Annotated in this window: 5 protein-coding genes; all 5 read left to right on the top strand. The window is 69.6% G+C overall.

All coding sequences use genetic code 11. The features are described 5' to 3' along the window. Nucleotides 1–159 precede the first annotated feature (159 nt). The 5 genes from JHW41_RS09560 (at nucleotide 160) to JHW41_RS09540 (ending at nucleotide 15,999) form a co-directional block, all read left to right on the top strand. On the top strand, nucleotides 160–9,645 hold the full coding sequence (locus JHW41_RS09560; protein WP_250449745.1) for an HSAF biosynthetic non-ribosomal peptide synthetase/polyketide synthase: 9,486 nt from the start codon (nucleotides 160–162) through the stop codon (nucleotides 9,643–9,645). Further along, nucleotides 9,635–11,389 (top strand): phytoene desaturase family protein, encoded by a 1,755-nt coding sequence (locus tag JHW41_RS09555; RefSeq protein WP_250449744.1) that lies wholly within the window; start codon nucleotides 9,635–9,637, stop codon nucleotides 11,387–11,389. The genes JHW41_RS09560 and JHW41_RS09555 overlap by 11 nt, the downstream gene beginning before the upstream one ends. Before the next feature lie 80 nt (nucleotides 11,390–11,469). Continuing rightward, nucleotides 11,470–13,206, top strand: a complete 1,737-nt coding sequence (locus JHW41_RS09550) for a phytoene desaturase family protein (RefSeq protein WP_250449743.1) — start codon at nucleotides 11,470–11,472, stop codon at nucleotides 13,204–13,206. 13 nt (nucleotides 13,207–13,219) lie between these two features. Further along, nucleotides 13,220–14,947, top strand: a complete 1,728-nt coding sequence (locus tag JHW41_RS09545; RefSeq protein WP_057948131.1) for a phytoene desaturase family protein — start codon at nucleotides 13,220–13,222, stop codon at nucleotides 14,945–14,947. After that, on the top strand, nucleotides 14,944–15,999 hold the full coding sequence (locus tag JHW41_RS09540; RefSeq protein ID WP_250449742.1) for an MDR family NADP-dependent oxidoreductase: 1,056 nt from the start codon (nucleotides 14,944–14,946) through the stop codon (nucleotides 15,997–15,999). Before JHW41_RS09545 ends, JHW41_RS09540 begins: the two co-directional genes overlap by 4 nt. Nucleotides 16,000–16,211: the final 212 nt, after the last annotated feature.

Raw genomic sequence — 16,211 nt, 5'->3', positions numbered from 1 at the left:
AGATCCAGTTTGTTCCAGAACCAGTTTGTTCCAGATCACGGCCGGAACGCGTTCCGGCGCTCCACCGAACCGCTCCGCAAGACGCCCTTAAGACGACCCGACGACCCGATCACACGGCCCGCCGCGCTCGCGCGTGGACGCATCTCCAAGGAATCGACCATGACGGACTCCAGCAAGAAGCCTTCCTCCAGCGAAGCCTCCGCTCACGACGCCCACGACGCCGCCGCGCGCGCGGCCGCCGACGGCGTCGCCCAGACCGGCGGCCCGGTGGCGATGGAGGACCGCATCGCCATCATCGGCATCGGCTGCCGCCTGCCCGGCGGCGCCAGCGACTACCGCGCGTTCTGGCAGAACCTGGTCCAGGGCAAGGACTGCCTCACCGACACCCCGCTCAACCGCTACGACGTGCGCACGCTCGGCAGCCGCGACAAGAGCAAGCCCGGGCGCCTGGTCGGCGGCCGCGGCGGCTACATCGACGGCTTCGACGAATTCGATCCGGCGTTCTTCGGCATCAGCCCGCGCGAGGCCGACTACATGGACCCGCAGCAGCGCAAGCTGCTGGAAGTGGCCTGGGAAGCGCTGGAAGACGGCGGCCAGAAGCCCGGCGAACTGGCCGGCCAGGAGATCGGCGTGTTCGTCGGCGCGTTCACCCTGGACTACAAGATCGTCCAGTTCGCCGACCTGAGCTTCGACACCCTGGCCGCGCACACCGCCACCGGCACGATGATGACGATGGCGTCGAACCGGATCTCGTACTGCTTCGACTTCCGCGGCCCGAGCCTGTCGATCGACACCGCCTGCAGTTCCTCGCTGGTCGCCGTGCACCTGGCCTGCCACAGCCTGCGCCGCGGCGAGACCAGCCTGGCCCTGGCCGGCGGCACCCTGCTGCACATGACCCCGCAATACACCATCGCCGAGACCAAGGGCGGGTTCCTGTCGCCGGAAGGCAAGTCGCGCACCTTCGACGCATCGGCGAACGGCTATGTGCGCGCCGAGGGCGTCGGCATCGTCGCGCTCAAGCGGCTGGAGGACGCGCTGCGCGACGGCGATCCGATCCACGCGGTGATCCTGGCCACCGGCGTCAACCAGGACGGCCACAGCAACGGCATCACCGTGCCGAATCCCGACGCCCAGGTCGCGCTGATCCAGCGCGTGTGCGGCGAAGCCGGGATCGCGCCGGGCAGCCTGCAGTACATGGAAGCGCACGGCACCTCGACCCCGGTCGGCGATCCGATCGAGGCCCGCGCGCTCGGCCGCGCGCTGGCGCAGGGCCGCGAGCCCGGCGCGGAATGCTTCGTCGGTTCGGTCAAGACCAACATCGGCCATACCGAGGCCGCCGCCGGCGTCGCCGGCCTGATCAAGACCGCGCTGGCGCTCAAGCACAAGCAGATTCCGCCGCACATCAATCTCAAGACGGTGAACCCGGACATCGACCTGGCCTCGATGCCGTACAAGATCCCGACCGAACTGACGCCGTGGCCGGCGCATGAAGGCCCGGCGCGCGCCGCGGTCAACTCGTTCGGCTTCGGCGGCACCAACGCGCACGTGGTGCTGGAGGAAGCGCCGGCGCGCGCCGTCGCGACCGCCGCCGCCGACCAGGCCGAAGCGCTCGACATCGGCGGCTACAACCTGCTGCCGCTGACCGCGCGCGATCCCGCCGCGCTGCCGGAACTGGCCGCCGGCATCCTGCGCGAACTCGACCGCGAAGGCGACGAGGCGGTGTCGATCGACGACCTCGCCCACACCCTCGCCCATCGCCGCCAGCACCTGGAATCGCGCCTGACCCTGGTCTACGACAGCCGCGAAACCCTGCGCGAGCGGCTGGCCGCCGCGGCCGCCGGCGAAGCGCACCCGCTGGTGCTCGCCGACGACCGCCGCGGCGCCGCCGCGCCGAAGCTGGCCTGGGTGTTCACCGGCATGGGCCCGCAGTGGTGGGCGATGGGTCGGCAGTTGTTCGAGCGCGAGCCGATCTACCGCGAGGTGATCGAGCGCTGCGACGCCGAGCTGCGCAAGCACGTCGACTGGTCGCTGATCGAACACTTGGGCGCCGCCGAAGCCGACTCGCTGATGAGCGACACCTGGCTGGCGCAGCCGGCCAACTTCGCCGTGCAGATCGCATTGGCGGCGATGTGGCGCGCGCGCGGGGTGACGCCGGACGCCATCGTCGGCCACAGCACCGGCGAGGTCGCCGCGTTCTACGAGGCCGGCGTCTACACCCTGGAGCAGGCGGTGCGCGTGGTCGTGCACCGCAGCCGCCTGCAGCAGACCCTGGTCGACACCGGCAGCATGCTCGCCGTGAGCCTGAGCGAGGCCGAAGCTTTGCGCCGGATCGCGCCGTACGGCGATCGTGTGTCGATCGCCGCGGTCAACAGCCCCGGCGCGATGACCCTGGCCGGCGACCAGGACGCGCTGGCCGAAGTCGCCGCGCAGCTGCAGGCCGAGCAGTTGTTCGCCAAGTTCCTGACCGTGCGCGTGCCCTACCACAGCGCCAAGATGGACCTGATCAAGGACGAACTGCTGGAATCGCTCGAAGGCCTGGCGCCGCACCCGGCGCAGCTGCCGCTGTACATGACCGCCAAGCCCGGCATCGCCGCCGGCCACGAGCTCGACGCGCAGTACTGGTGGGAGAACGTGCGCAACAGCGTCGGCTTCCGCGCCGCCATCGACACGATGGCCGACGACGGTTACGAACTGTTCCTGGAGATCGGCCCGCATCCGGTGCTCGGCCACTCGATCAACGAGTGCTTCGCCGCGCGCGGCGCCAGCGCGCGCAGCGTGCCCTCGATCCGGCGCCAGGAAGACGAGGCGGCGCGCTTCGCCGCCTCGCTGGCGACCCTGCACAACCTCGGCGTCGCCATCGACTGGCAGGCGCTGCACCCGCGCGGCCGCCAGGTCGCGCTGCCGCGCTATCCGTTCAAGCGCGACCGCTACTGGGTCGAACCGCGTCCGGTCGAGCAGATCCGCCTCGGCCAGCTCGACCACGCGCTGCTGGGCCGGCGCATGGCCAACGCCGAGCCGACCTGGGAAGCGCGCCTGGACGCCGAGCACCAGCCGTATCTGCAGGACCACCGCATCCAGGGCAACGTGCTGTTCCCCGCCGCCGGCTACATCGAGATGGCGGCGCAGGCGGTGCGGGCGATGACCGGCGGCGGCACCGCCGCGATCGCCGACATCGAACTGCGCAAGGCGCTGTTCCTGTCCGACACCGAGGCGGTGACCGCGCAGTTGTCGTTCTCCTCCGACGGCGCCGGCTTCAACGTCTCCACCCTGTCCGCCGACGGCGGCGAGCGCACCGTCCACGCCGCCGGCAACGTGCGCGCCAGCCAGGGCCGCCGCGCCGCGCCGGCGCTGGACGCGCGCGCGGTGCGCGAACGCAGCCCGCTGTACCTGGCGCGCGCGGCCTGCTACCAGCAGCTCGGCGAGATGGGCTACCACTACGGCCCGGCGTTCCAGGGCATCGAGGAAGTCTGGATCGGCCACGGCGAAGCGCTCGCCAAGATCGTGCCGACCGAACAGCTGCTCGGCGGCGCCGCCGACCATCACTTCCACCCGGCCATGCTCGACGCCTGCTTCCAGGCGCTGCTGACCCCGCAGATCCTGCAGCGCCAGATCGCGCTGGAAACCGGCCGCGGCGCCGACGCCGGCACCGGCATCCGCCTGCCGCTGTCTATCCAGGAAGTGCGCAGCGAGGCCATCGGCGAGCGCACGCTGTGGGTGCACGCGCAGATCACCCACGACGGCGGCGACGAGCTGATCGGCGACATCCTGGTCTACGGCGAGGACGGCCGCGCGCTGGGCAAGATCGCCGGCTTCCGCGCCGCCAACGTCGAGAACGCCAGCGCCAAGGTCGGCCTGCCGACCATCGACGGCTGGCTGGCCGAGACCCACTGGCACGAGATCGCCGAAGACGAGGCCAACCCGCCGCAGGCCGGCGAAAGCGAAGGCTGGCTGATCTTCGCCGACGAGCACGGCCTGGGCGACGAACTCGCCGCGCTGGCCGCCGACCGCGGCGAGCGCGTGCACCTGGTGCGCCCGGGCAAGCGCTACAAGCTGGAGAAGGACCTGCACGAGTCCAGCGTCGCGCCCGGCGTGGCCAAGGACCTGCTGCGCCTGTTCGCCGACCTCGACAAATCCGGCGCCGGCCGCTTCGGCCGCATCGTCCACCTGTGGAACCTCGACCAGCCCAGCGTCGACGCCGCCGACACCCCGGCGCTGCAGAACGGCAACAGCCGCGGCGCGTATTCGCTGATCGCGCTGGCCCAGGCGCTGACCGCGGCGCACCCGCACGGCCGGCTGCACATCGTCACCCGCGGCACCCAGGCGGTGAACCGCGGCGATGCGGTCGAACCGCTCGGCGCGCCGGCCTGGGGCATCGGCCGGGTGCTGTGGTACCAGGAACTGATCGCCCAGCGCGGCAAGCTGATCGACCTGCCGCTGCGCGACGCCCACGACCCGGCCGAGCGCGTCGCCGAAGCCGCGCTGCTGCGCAGCGAACTGCTGCGCGGCGACGAGGACGAAGTGGCCCTGCGCGAAGGCAAGCGCTACACCGGCCGGCTGCTGCCGGCGCAAGGCCTGACCAAGCCGCTGCCGCTGCGCCTGCGCAGCGACGGCGCCTACCTGGTCACCGGCGCGTTCGGCGCGCTGGGCCGGTTGCTGTGCCGCACCCTGGTCAAGCGCGGCGCGCGCAAGCTGATCCTGGTCGGCCGCAGCAAGCTGCCGGCGCGCGCGCAGTGGCGCGATACCGATCCGGACACCGCGGTCGGCCGCAACGTGCGCTTCCTCAAGGAACTCGAACGCCTCGGCGCCGAGCCCATCCTGGCCCAGCTCGACATCACCGACGAAGGCGCGCTGCGCGGCTGGCTGGCCGATTACCGCGAGCGCGAGCTGCCGCCGATCCGCGGCGCGTTCCACCTCGCCGGGCAGGTGCGCGACACCCTGCTCGCCGACATGCAGCGCGACAGCTTCGATCCGGTGTACGAGCCCAAGGTCATCGGCGGCTGGCTGCTGCACAAGCACCTGGCCGACCAGCCGCTCGACCACTTCGTGCTGTTCGCCTCGATCGCCTCGATCGTCACCACCGCCGGCCAGGCCAACTACGCCGCCGGCAACGCCTTCCTGGATGCGCTCGCGCACCACCGCCGCGCCCAGGGCCTGCCCGCGCTCGCCGTGGACTGGGGCCCGTGGGCGACCGGCATGATCGAGGAACTGGGCCTGATCGAGCATTATCGCAACAGCCGCGGCATGTCCTCGCTGCCGCCGGACGCCGGCATGGACGTGCTCGAACGGGTGATCGGCCAGGATCGCGCCCAGCTGTTGGTCGCGACCGTGGTCGACTGGCCGATCTTCATGGCCTGGTACTCCTCGCCGCCGCCGCTGATCGAGGAACTGGCCAAGCTCGGCGCCGGCAGCGGCGCGGCCGAGCACGGCAGCTTCGTCGAGGCCTTCCGCGACGCCGACGCGCTGGCGCGCTGGAGCCTGCTGGGCGAACGCTTCCACGGCCTGATCGCCCAGGTCATGCGGGTCAAGCCCGAGCAGATCGACGCCGACGCCAGCCTCAACGCGCTCGGCCTGGATTCGCTGCTGGCGATGGAACTGCGCGCGCGCATCCACACCGAACTGAAAGTCGCGTTGCCGGTGGTGACCCTGCTGAGCAGTTCCTCGATCGGCACCCTGACCGAACAGTTGCACGCCGGCCTGGTCGAGCTGGTCTCGGCCGAAGGCGACAGCGACGGCGCGGCCCAGTACGAGGCCCACGCCGACGAGACCCGCTACCCGCTGAGCCAGAACCAGAACGCGCTGTGGTTCCTCAAGCAGCTCAACCCCGACGGCTTCGCCTACAACATCGGCGGCGCGGTCGAGGTGCGCACCGAGCTGGAACCGCAGCTGATGTTCCAGGCGGTGCGCGAGCTGATCGCGCGCCACCCGAGCCTGCGCGCCAGCTTCGTGCTCGACCGCGGCCAGGCGGTGCAGGTGATCCGTCCGCACAGCGAGGCGGACCTCGCCCTGTTCGACGTGCAGGACAAGCCCTGGGACGAGATCTACCAGCAGATCATCCGCGAGTACCGCAAGCCCTACGACCTGGAACACGACCCGCTGGTGCGCTTCCGCCTGTTCAAGCGCGGCAAGGACCGCTGGGTGATCATGAAGGCGGTGCATCACATCATCTCCGATGCGATCTCCACCTTCACCTTCATCGAAGAGCTGCTGGCGATCTACGAGGGCCTGCGGCGCAAGGAGAAGGTCGAACTGGCGCCGGTGCGCGCGCGCTACCTGGACTTCTACAACTGGCAGAGCAAATTCCTGGCCTCGCGCGAGGCGGCGAAGATGCTCGAGTACTGGAAGTCGCACCTGCCGGCGCAGGTGCCGATCCTGGCGCTGCCGACCGACAAGCCGCGCCCGGTGGTGCAGACCCACAACGGCGCCTCGGAATTCTTCGTCCTCGACCGCGAGCTCAGCGCGCGCATCCACACCCTGGCGCGCGAGCGCGGCGCGACCGTGTTCATGGTGCTGATGGCGGCCTACTACGTGCTGCTGCAGCGCTACACCGGCCAGGACGACGTGATCGTCGGCAGCCCGGTGATGGGCCGCACCCAGGAGGAGTTCGCCCAGGTCTACGGCTACTTCGTCAACCCGCTGCCGCTGCACGTGGACCTGAGCGCGCAGCCCAGCGTGGCCGAGCTGATCGCGCAGGTTCAGCGCACCGTGCTCAACGGCCTGGACAACCAGGAATACCCGTTCGTGCTGCTGGTCGAGAAGCTCGGCCTGCAGCACGATCCGAGCCGCTCGGCGGTGTTCCAGGCGATGTTCATCCTGCTCGCGCACAAGGTCGCGACCGAGAAGTACGGCTACCGGCTGGAGTACATCGAGCTGCCGGAAGAGGAAGGCCAGTTCGACCTGACCCTGTCGGCCTACGAGGACGAAGCCGACGGCCGCTTCCACTGCGTGTTCAAGTACAACACCGACCTGTTCCATGCGCAGACCGTGCAGCGGCTGGCCGCGCACTACGTCAACCTGCTCGACGGCCTGACCCGGCTGCCGGCGCAGGCGTCGATCGCCGAGCTGCAATTGCTCGACGCGGACGAGCGCCGCGACGTGCTCGGCCGCTGGAGCGGCGCCGACGACCGCGTCGCCGCCGACGTGCCGGTGCCGACGCTGATCTCGCGCGCCGCCCGGGCCCACCCGGACGCGCTGGCGGTGGCGGTGCCGAGCGAACGCGGCGACACCCGCCGGCTCAACTACGGCGAACTGGAGCGCCGCTCCAACCGGCTCGCGCGCAAGCTGCGCGAACTCGGCGTCGGCAGCGGCTCGGTGGTCGCGCTGTGCCTGGACAAGTCGCCCGAGCTCATCGTCGCCCTGCTCGCCGTGCTCAAGGCCGGCGGCGCCTACCTGCCGCTGGACCCGGACTACCCGGCCGAGCGCCTGGCCTACATGGCCGGCCACGCCGGCGCGAAGTTGGCGGTGATCGACGAAGAACGGCGCGAACGCCTGGCCGGTTGGGACGGCGACGTGCTCACGCCGGACGAACTGCAGCTGATCGCCGACGCCGACACCGACGCATCGCCGCTGGAGTTCGCGCCGGCGCCGACCGATACCGCCTACGTGATCTACACCTCCGGCTCGACCGGCAAGCCCAAGGCGGTGCGCGTCACCCACGCCAACTGGGCCTCGGCCTACGCCGGCTGGGAGCGCGAGTACGCGCTGGACCAGACCCACGCCCACCTGCAGATGGCCAGCTTCTCCTTCGACGTGTTCGCCGGCGACTTCGCCCGCGCGCTGTGCGCGGGCAAGACCCTGGTGCCGGTGACGCGCGAGCTGCTGTTCAACACCCAGCGCCTGTACCGGGCGATGGTCGAGGAAAAGATCGACGCCGCCGAATTCGTGCCGGCGGTGGTGCGCGGGGTGATGGACTACTGCGAACGCGAAGGCGAGCGCCTGGACTTCATGCGCCTGCTGGTGGTCGGCTCGGACGTGTGGAAGGTCGAGGAATACCGGCGCCTGCGCGCGCTGGCCGGGCCGCACACGCGCACGATCAACTCCTACGGCCTCAGCGAAGCGACCATCGACAGCACCTACTTCGAGGGCGACGCCGCCGAGCTGGAAGGCAGCCGCATGGTGCCGATCGGGCGGCCGTTCCCGAACACCGCGCTGTACATCCTCGACGAGCGCCGCCAGCCGGTGCCGGCGGGCGTGGCCGGCGAGCTGTGGATCGGCGGCGGCGGCGTCTGCGCCGGCTACGTCGACGACGAGGAACAGACCGCGCAGCGCTTCGGCGAACTGCCGCTGGGCGCCGACGGCGCGATGGTGCGGGTCTACCGCACCGGCGACCTGGCGCGCTGGAGCGGCGACGGCCAGGTCCAGCTGATCGGCCGCGCCGACGGCCAGGTCAAGGTGCGCGGCCATCGCGTCGAGATCGGCGAGATCGAGTCGCAGCTGGCGGCGTGGCCGGAGATCGCCCAGGCGGTGCTGACCGTGCGCGAGGACGCGCGCGGCGAGGCCTCGCTGTGCGCTTACTGCGTCGCCGCCGAAGCCGGCGCGACCCTGAACTGGCGCGCGCTGCGCGAGCATCTGGCGCAGTACCTGCCGACCTTCATGATCCCCTCGCAGTACGTGCAGCTCGACGCGCTGCCGCTGTCGGGCAACGGCAAGGTCGACCTCGCCGCGCTGCCGGCGCCGGACGCCAACGCCGCCGAGGCCGCGTTCGAGCCGCCGCAGACCCTGTTCGAGACGCGCATGGCCGAACACTGGAAGCAGTTGCTGGGCCTGCAGCAGGTCGGCCTGCACGACGATTTCTTCGAGGTCGGCGGCAGTTCGATCAAGCTGATCGAACTGATCTACAACCTGCAAAGCGAGTTCAACATCGCCATCGCGGTGAGCCAGCTGTTCAAGCTCACCACCCTGCACGGCATGGCCAAGACGGTGGAGGCGATCAGCCTGGGCCGGGTCGCAGGCGCGCAGCCCTACCTGCGCTTCAACGCCGGGCGCGGGCACGAGCAGACCATCTTCTGCTTCCCGCCGGCCGGCGGCCACGGCCTGGTCTACCGCCAGCTCGCGGTGCATCTGCCGGAGTACGAGTTCGTTTCGTTCAACTACCTGCTCGGCGACGACAAGGTCGCGCGCTACGCCGACCTGATCGAAGGCATCCACGCCGAGGGCCATTGCACCCTGTTCGGCTACTCGCTCGGCGGCAACCTCGCTTTCGAAGTGGCCAAGGAACTGGAGCGCCGCGGCCGCGAAGTGCCGAACGTGGTCATCATGGATTCCTACCGCATCCCGGAATCCTTCGAGCTGGGCAACGAGCACTTCGAGGCTTTCGAGCACGAGCTGACCGAGCACCTGCGCAAGCACACCGGCTCGGACCTGCTCGCCCACGACACCCTGGAGCAGGCGCGCGACTACATCCGCTTTTGCAGCCAGACCCCGAACCTGGGCACCATCGCCGCCCCCGTCAGCGTGATCTCCGACGAGGACAAGCTGGTGTTCTACGGCACCGGCCAGCGCGGCACCTGGCATGGCAGTTCGCTGACCCGCAGCCAGGTGTTCCGCGGCTACGGCAAGCACGCCGACATGCTCGACGCCGACTACATCGAGAAGAACGCGGCGCTGGCGCGCGGCATCCTGGTCGGGGAGACGGCCCATGTCGCCTGATTCGGCCGGCGACGCCGCCGCCAGCAAGCGCGGGCCGGACTGGAGCGCGCGCACGCGCGCTCCGGGTTCGCGGCCCCGGGCCATCATCGTCGGCGCCGGCATGGCCGGCATGGCCACCGGCTGCTACGCGCAGATGAGCGGGATCGAAACCCGCATCTTCGAAAAGCACGTGCTGCCGGGCGGCTGCTGCACCGCCTGGTCGCGCGGCGGCTACATCTTCGATTACTGCATCGAGTGGCTCAACGGCACCGCGCCGGGCAACAACGCCAACCAGGTCTGGCGCGAGCTCGGCGCGCTCGACGGCAAGACCGTGCGCAACTTCGAGCTGTTCAACAAGGTCGTCGACGAGCGCGGCCGCGAAGTGAACTTCTACAACGATCCCGACCGGCTCGAACGCGAGCTGATCGCGGTCTCGCCGCAGGACGCGCCGCTGATCAAGGCCTTCTGCGCCGATTTCCGCCGCTTCACCAAGCTCGCCCTGCATCCGTTCCTGAAGCCGCCGCCGCTGGAGAGCTGGAAGGAGAAACTGGCCACGCTGCGCCAGGTGCTGCCGGCGTTCGCGCTGTTCTGGCGCACCGGCGCGGCGCAGATGGGGCCGTACGCGGACCGCTTCGCCGATCCGCTGCTGCGCCGCGGTTTCCGCAACATGTTCTTCCAGGACCCGGGCAACTTCGCGGTGCTGCCGTTCCTGTACAACCTGGCCGAGGCCTACAACGACAACGTCGGCTTCCCGCAGGGCGGCTCGCTGGGGCTGTCGCGCTCGGTCGAGGAGCGCTACCTCGGCCTGGGCGGCCACATCGCCTACCGCACCCGCGTCGACCGGGTGCTGGTCGAGGACGGCCGCGCGGTCGGCGTGCGGCTCAAGAACGGCGAATGCCACTACGCCGACCACGTGGTTTCGGCCTGCGACGGCCTGTTCACCCTCAACACCCTGCTCGACGGCCAGTACAGCAACCCGCGCCTGGACAAGCTGTTCAAGGAAGTGCTGCCGCGCCCGGGCGAGCGCTACCCCGGCGTGGTCTCCGCCTTCGTCGGCTTCGACGGCGACGTGCCGGCCGGCGAGTCGCACAGCACCACCTACCTGCTCGGCGCCGACGACGCGGCGCGGCTGCCCGGCGGCGACCAGGGCAGCCTGGTGGTGCAGTTGCGCTCGCGCTATTCCGACGGCTTCGCGCCGCCGGGCAAGTCGGTCATCCACGTCACCTACTTCAGCGACTACGACTACTGGAAGCAGCTGCGCACCAGCGACCGCCGCCAGTACTGGGCGAAGAAGCGCGAAGTCGCCGAATTCGTGCGCGAATTCCTGGAGCGCAAGTACCCGGGCATCGGCGCGCGCATCGAGCTGGTCGACGTCGGCACTCCGGCCACCACCGAGCGCTACACCGGCAACCACAAGGGCGCGATCCTGGCCTGGAAATCGCCCGACGCCGACGACCTGATCGCCGCGCTGATCGCCAAGGACCGCCTGCGCCTGCAAGGCCTGCGCGGGTTCTCGATGGCCGGGCACTGGGTCGCCGGCGGCAGCCTGATCAAGGCCGCCTCCAGCGGCCGCTTCTGCGCGCAATACCTGTGCGAGGAACTGGGCGTGCCGTTCAAGGCCTGGGAGAGCGGCAACCGCGAACCCTGGCACCGCGACAAGCTCGGCCACCTGCCGCAACTCGACGACGGCCCGGCGCTGGAGCGTCCGGCGCGGCCACGCGCCGTCGCCACCGTCCCCATCGCCGCCGCGCTTCCGGCCGCCTGACCACGAGGACCCGACCATGCCGCACCCCCACGGCAACACAGCGCGCGCGCGCCGCCGGCGTTTCCCCGCGGAGGCCCGCCATGGCGCGCGATAACGGCCCCGACTGGAGCGAACGCGGCGCATCCGCGGACGGCACGCCGCGGGTGATCGTCATCGGCGGCGGCGTCGGCGGCCTGTCCACCGGCGTCTACGGCCAGATGAGCGGATTGCAGACGCGGATCTTCGAAACCCACGTGCTGCCCGGCGGTTGCTGCACCGCCTGGTCGCGCCAGGGCTACATCTTCGACTACTGCATCGAATGGCTGATCGGCACCGGCGCCGGCAACGACGCCAACCGGGTCTGGCGCGAGCTCGGCGCGCTCGACGGCAAGACCGTGCGCGACTTCGACATGTTCAACAAGGTCGTCGACGAGGACGGCCGCTCGGTGACCTTCTACAACGATCCCGACCGGCTCGAAGCGCACCTGCTGGAGATTTCCCCGGCCGACGCCGAACCGATCCGGGCCTTCTGCGCCGACCTGCGCCGCTTCGTCAAGATCGAGCTGTACCCGTTCCTGACGCCCGACCCGCTCAAGAGCGTCGGCGAGAAGCTGCGCACGCTGCTGAAGGTGCTGCCGGCGTTCCGCCTGTTCTGGCGCAACGCCGCCACGCCGATGCACCGCTTCGCCGACCGCTTCAGCGACCCGCTGCTGCGGCGCGCGTTCCGCAACATCTTCTACCAGGACCCGGAAACCTTCCCGGTGCTGCCGTACCTGTACAACATGGCCTGCGCGCACAACCGCAACGCCGGCTTTCCGCAGGGCGGCTCGCTGGGCCTGTCGCGCTCGATCGAGGAGCGTTATCTCGCGCTCGGCGGCATCCTCAACTACCGCTGCCGGGTCGACAAGATCCTGGTCGAGGACGGCCGCGCCGTCGGCGTGCAGCTCAAGGGCGGCGCGCGCCACTACGCCGACATCGTGGTCTCCGCCGCGGACGGCTACACCACGCTGTACGGCATGCTCGAGGGCAAGTACACCAGCCCGGCGATCGAGACCCTGTACGGCGAGATGCTGGACAAGCCCGGCATCCTGTTCCCGGCCGTGGTGTCGGCTTTCGTCGGCCTGACCGGCGACTTCGATCCGGACGACTCGCACAGCACCACTTACCTGCTCAGCGAGGAAGAAGGCCGGCGCCTGCCCGGCGCGCTGCAGAACAGCATCGTGGTGCAGCTGCGCTCGCGCTATTCCGACGGCTTCGCCCCGCCCGGCCGCGCGGTGATCCACTGCACCTACTTCAGCGACTTCCACTACTGGCGCAAGCTGCGCAGCGAAGACCGCAAGCGCTACTGGGCGGAGAAGCGCGAGGTCGCGCAGTTCGTGCGCGAGTTCCTGGAGCGGCGCTATCCGGGCATGAACGAACGCATCGAACTGGTCGACGTGGCCTCGCCGGCCACGACCAAGCGCTACACCGGCAACAGCAACGGCTCGATCCTGGCCTGGAAGGCGTTCAGCGACGCCGAGGACCTGGCCAACGAGCTGGTCAACAAGGGCCGCATGCAATTGCCCGGGCTCAAGGGCTTCTACATGGCCGGGCAATGGGTGGGCCTGGGCGGGCTGATCCGCGCCGCGTCCACCGGCCGTTTCGCCATGCAGTACATCTGCAAGGAACTGGGCCGCGAGTTCCGCGCCTTCGAAAGCCAGGCCGGCGAACGCTGGCATACCGGCAAGCTCGGGCCGTTCCCCCAACTCGACAAAGCACTCGACAAGCAGGCGGCCGACCGTCCCGCGCGCGCCGCGCGCGGCGGCGACGCGCCTGCGCTGCACGCCACCATCGTCTGACAGGAGCACGGCCATGCCGAGCGGCAAGCGGGAAAGCATGATCATCATCGGCGCGGGATTGGGCGGCCTGTCCACCGGCTGCTACGCGCAAATGAACGGCTACAAGACCCAGATCTTCGAAATGCACGAAATCCCCGGCGGCTGCTGCACGGCCTGGGACCGCGGCGACTTCACCTTCGACTGCTGCATCAGCTGGCTGCTCGGCAACGGCCCGGGCAACGAGATGCACCAGATCTGGCTGGAGCTCGGCGCGTTGCAGGGCAAGCAGATGCGCCACTTCGACGTGTTCAACATCGTGCGCGGCCGCGACGGCCGCGCGGTGTACTTCTATTCCGATCCGGACCGGCTGGAAGCGCACCTGCTGGAGCACTCGCCGGCCGACGCCAAGCTGATCCGCGACTTCGTCAAAGGCCTGCGCAGCTTCCGCAAGGCGCTGGCGGTGTATCCCTTCCTCAAGCCGGTCGGACTGATGGGGCGCTGGGAACGCTGGAAGATGCTGGCGTCGTTCCTTCCCTACTTCAACGCCATCCGCAAGTCGATCAGCGTACTGATGACCGACTACTCGGCCAAGTTCAAGGACCCGCTGCTGCGCGAGGCGTTCAACTTCATCCTCTACGAAAAGCACCAGAACTTCCCGGTGCTGCCGTTCTACTTCCAGCTGGCCTCGCACGCGAACCTGTCCGCCGGCGTGCCCGAGCACGGTTCGCTCGGCCTGGCCAAGTCGATCGAGGAACGCTACCGGCGCCTCGGCGGCCAGGTGCACTACAACGCGAAAGTCGAGGAGATCCTGGTCGAGGACGACCGCGCGGTCGGCATCCGCCTCAGCGACGGGCGCGAGATCCGTTCCGACATCGTGGTCTCCGCCGCCGACGGCCAGACCACGCTGATGAAGTTCCTCAAGGGCCGCTACCTTAACGACACCTACCGCAAGCTCTACACCCAGACCATCGCCGAACCGCACATGGTCTTCCCGGGCTACTTCATCACCTTCCTGGGCCTGAACAAGCCCTTCCCCGAAGGCGAGCCCTGCGCGACCTACCTGCTCGACGACGAGGAAGCGCAGGAGATGCTCGGCATCCGCCACCCGAGCATCAACGTGCAGTTCCGCAGCCAGCACTATCCGGAACTGGCGCCGAAGGACCATTGCATCGTCTACGCCACCTACTTCTGCGACATCGCGCCGTGGCGCGCGCTCAACGAAGGGCCCGAGCAGGTCAGCCGCAAGCGCAAGGGCGAGGAACTGCACACCCTGCCGGTGCGCCGCGGCCACGAGTACCACGCGGCCAAGCGCCGGGTCAGCAACGCGATGATCCGGCTGTTGGAAAAGCGCTATCCCGGGCTCAAGGATTCGATCGTCGTGCGCGACGTCTCCAGCCCGCTGACCCAGGTGCGCTACACCGGCAACTTCGACGGCACCGTGCTGGGCTGGCAACCGTTCGTGGAGAGCGGCGAGACCATGGAAGAGGAGATCAAGAAGCACGGCCCGGTGATGCAAGGGCTGTCGAACTTCTACATCTCCGGCGTGTGGGCCACCACCGGCGGGCTGATCCGCGCCGCCGCCGCCGGCCGCCACGTCATGCACTTCATCTGCAAGGACGACGGCCGCGACTTCACCGCCAGCATCGACGACCACGCGCCGATGCCGACCCACCTGATCCACCCGGTCGGGCCGAGCAAGCCCGCCTACGCGCCGCCCAGCGGCTTTCCGCAACTCGCCACGACCAGGACCGCAAGCACATGAAGACCGAACGTTGGGTGGTACGCGAACACGTCGAGGGCGTGCCCGATGCCGCGCGCATCTACGAAAAAGTCGAGACCGAACTCGACACGCGCCTGGGCGAGGAGCAGATGCTGCTCAAGACCCTGTACGTGTCGGTCGATCCCTACCTGCAGGGCATCTGCCTGGACACGCCGATCGGCGACCACATGGGCGCCGACTCGATCATGCAGGTGCTCGACGCCGGGCCGAACGCGCCGTTCCGGCCGGGCGACCTGGTGCAGGGTTTCGGCGGCTGGCGCACGCATCTGGTCAGCGACGGCAAACCCAAGCTGTGGCAGACCGGCACCTTCCCGATGGTGTTCCCGGCATACCGCAAGCTCGACCTGCGCCACTACGACGACGCGCTGCCGCTGTCGACCGCGCTGGGCGTGATGGGCGGCCCCGGCATGACCGCCTGGGGCACGATGACCAAGTTCATGCAGGTGCGTCCCGGCGACACCGTCGTGGTCAGCGGCGCCTCGGGCATGATCGGCACCCTGGTCGGACAGATGGCCAAGCGCGCCGGCGCGCGCGTGGTCGGCACCGCCGGCTCGGCCGGCAAGGCCCGCTACCTGAGCCAGCTCGGCTTCGACGCGGTGATCGACTACAAGCTCGCCGACGACGCCGACAAGATGCGCGAAGCGCTGCGCGAGGCCGCGCCCGACGGCGTGGACAAGTACTTCGACAGCATCGGCGGCAGCGTCACCGACGCGGTGTTCTCGATGCTCAACGTCGGCAGCCAGGTCGCGGTGTGCTGGCAATGGGCGACCCAGGTCCAGCGCGACTACCACGGCCCGCGCCTGCTGCCGTACATCATGTTCCCGCGCGCGACCATCCGCGGCATCTTCTCGCTGGAGTGGTTCACCGAGCAGAACTGGAGCGCGCTGCACGAGGAACTCGGCGGGCTGGTGCGGCGGCAGGAGCTGGTCGCGCACGAAACCGTGCAGGACGGGTTCGAGCATATTCCCGCCGCATACCAGACGTTGTTCTCGGCTAGCGAAAGCAACCGCGGCAAGGTGCTAGTGCGGGTGTGAGCGCGAGCGGCGGACGCGCGCGACGGCGCGTCCGCCGAGAGGGTTGCGCCGTGGAGGCTAGCGCCGCGCGATTTCCGCCTCGGAGTTTCCGCCTCGGGGTTTCCGCTTCGAGGGTTACGGCTCAGGGTTTGCGCCGCTGGGATTTGGCCGCGACGTTTCGCGTTCGCTGTCGCTTGTACATCGCGCCCTCGCTCGCTTTCTTTCGCCCTCAC

Origin of the sequence: Lysobacter enzymogenes, assembly GCF_023617245.1 — a bacterium.
Classification (GTDB): Bacteria; Pseudomonadota; Gammaproteobacteria; order Xanthomonadales; family Xanthomonadaceae; genus Lysobacter; species Lysobacter yananisis.
Note: the sequence above shows the minus strand (reverse complement) of the source record. Positions and strands in the feature narration are given on the sequence as shown.

What these genes read in the sequence shown, in the direction of transcription:
- JHW41_RS09550 (WP_250449743.1), top strand. Translation starts at nt 11,470, where the DNA reads ATGGCGCGCGATAACGGCCCCGACTGGAGCGAACGCGGCGCATCCGCG.
- JHW41_RS09560 (WP_250449745.1), top strand. Translation starts at nt 160, where the DNA reads ATGACGGACTCCAGCAAGAAGCCTTCCTCCAGCGAAGCCTCCGCTCAC.
- JHW41_RS09540 (WP_250449742.1), top strand. Translation starts at nt 14,944, where the DNA reads ATGAAGACCGAACGTTGGGTGGTACGCGAACACGTCGAGGGCGTGCCC.
- JHW41_RS09545 (WP_057948131.1), top strand. Translation starts at nt 13,220, where the DNA reads ATGCCGAGCGGCAAGCGGGAAAGCATGATCATCATCGGCGCGGGATTG.
- JHW41_RS09555 (WP_250449744.1), top strand. Translation starts at nt 9,635, where the DNA reads ATGTCGCCTGATTCGGCCGGCGACGCCGCCGCCAGCAAGCGCGGGCCG.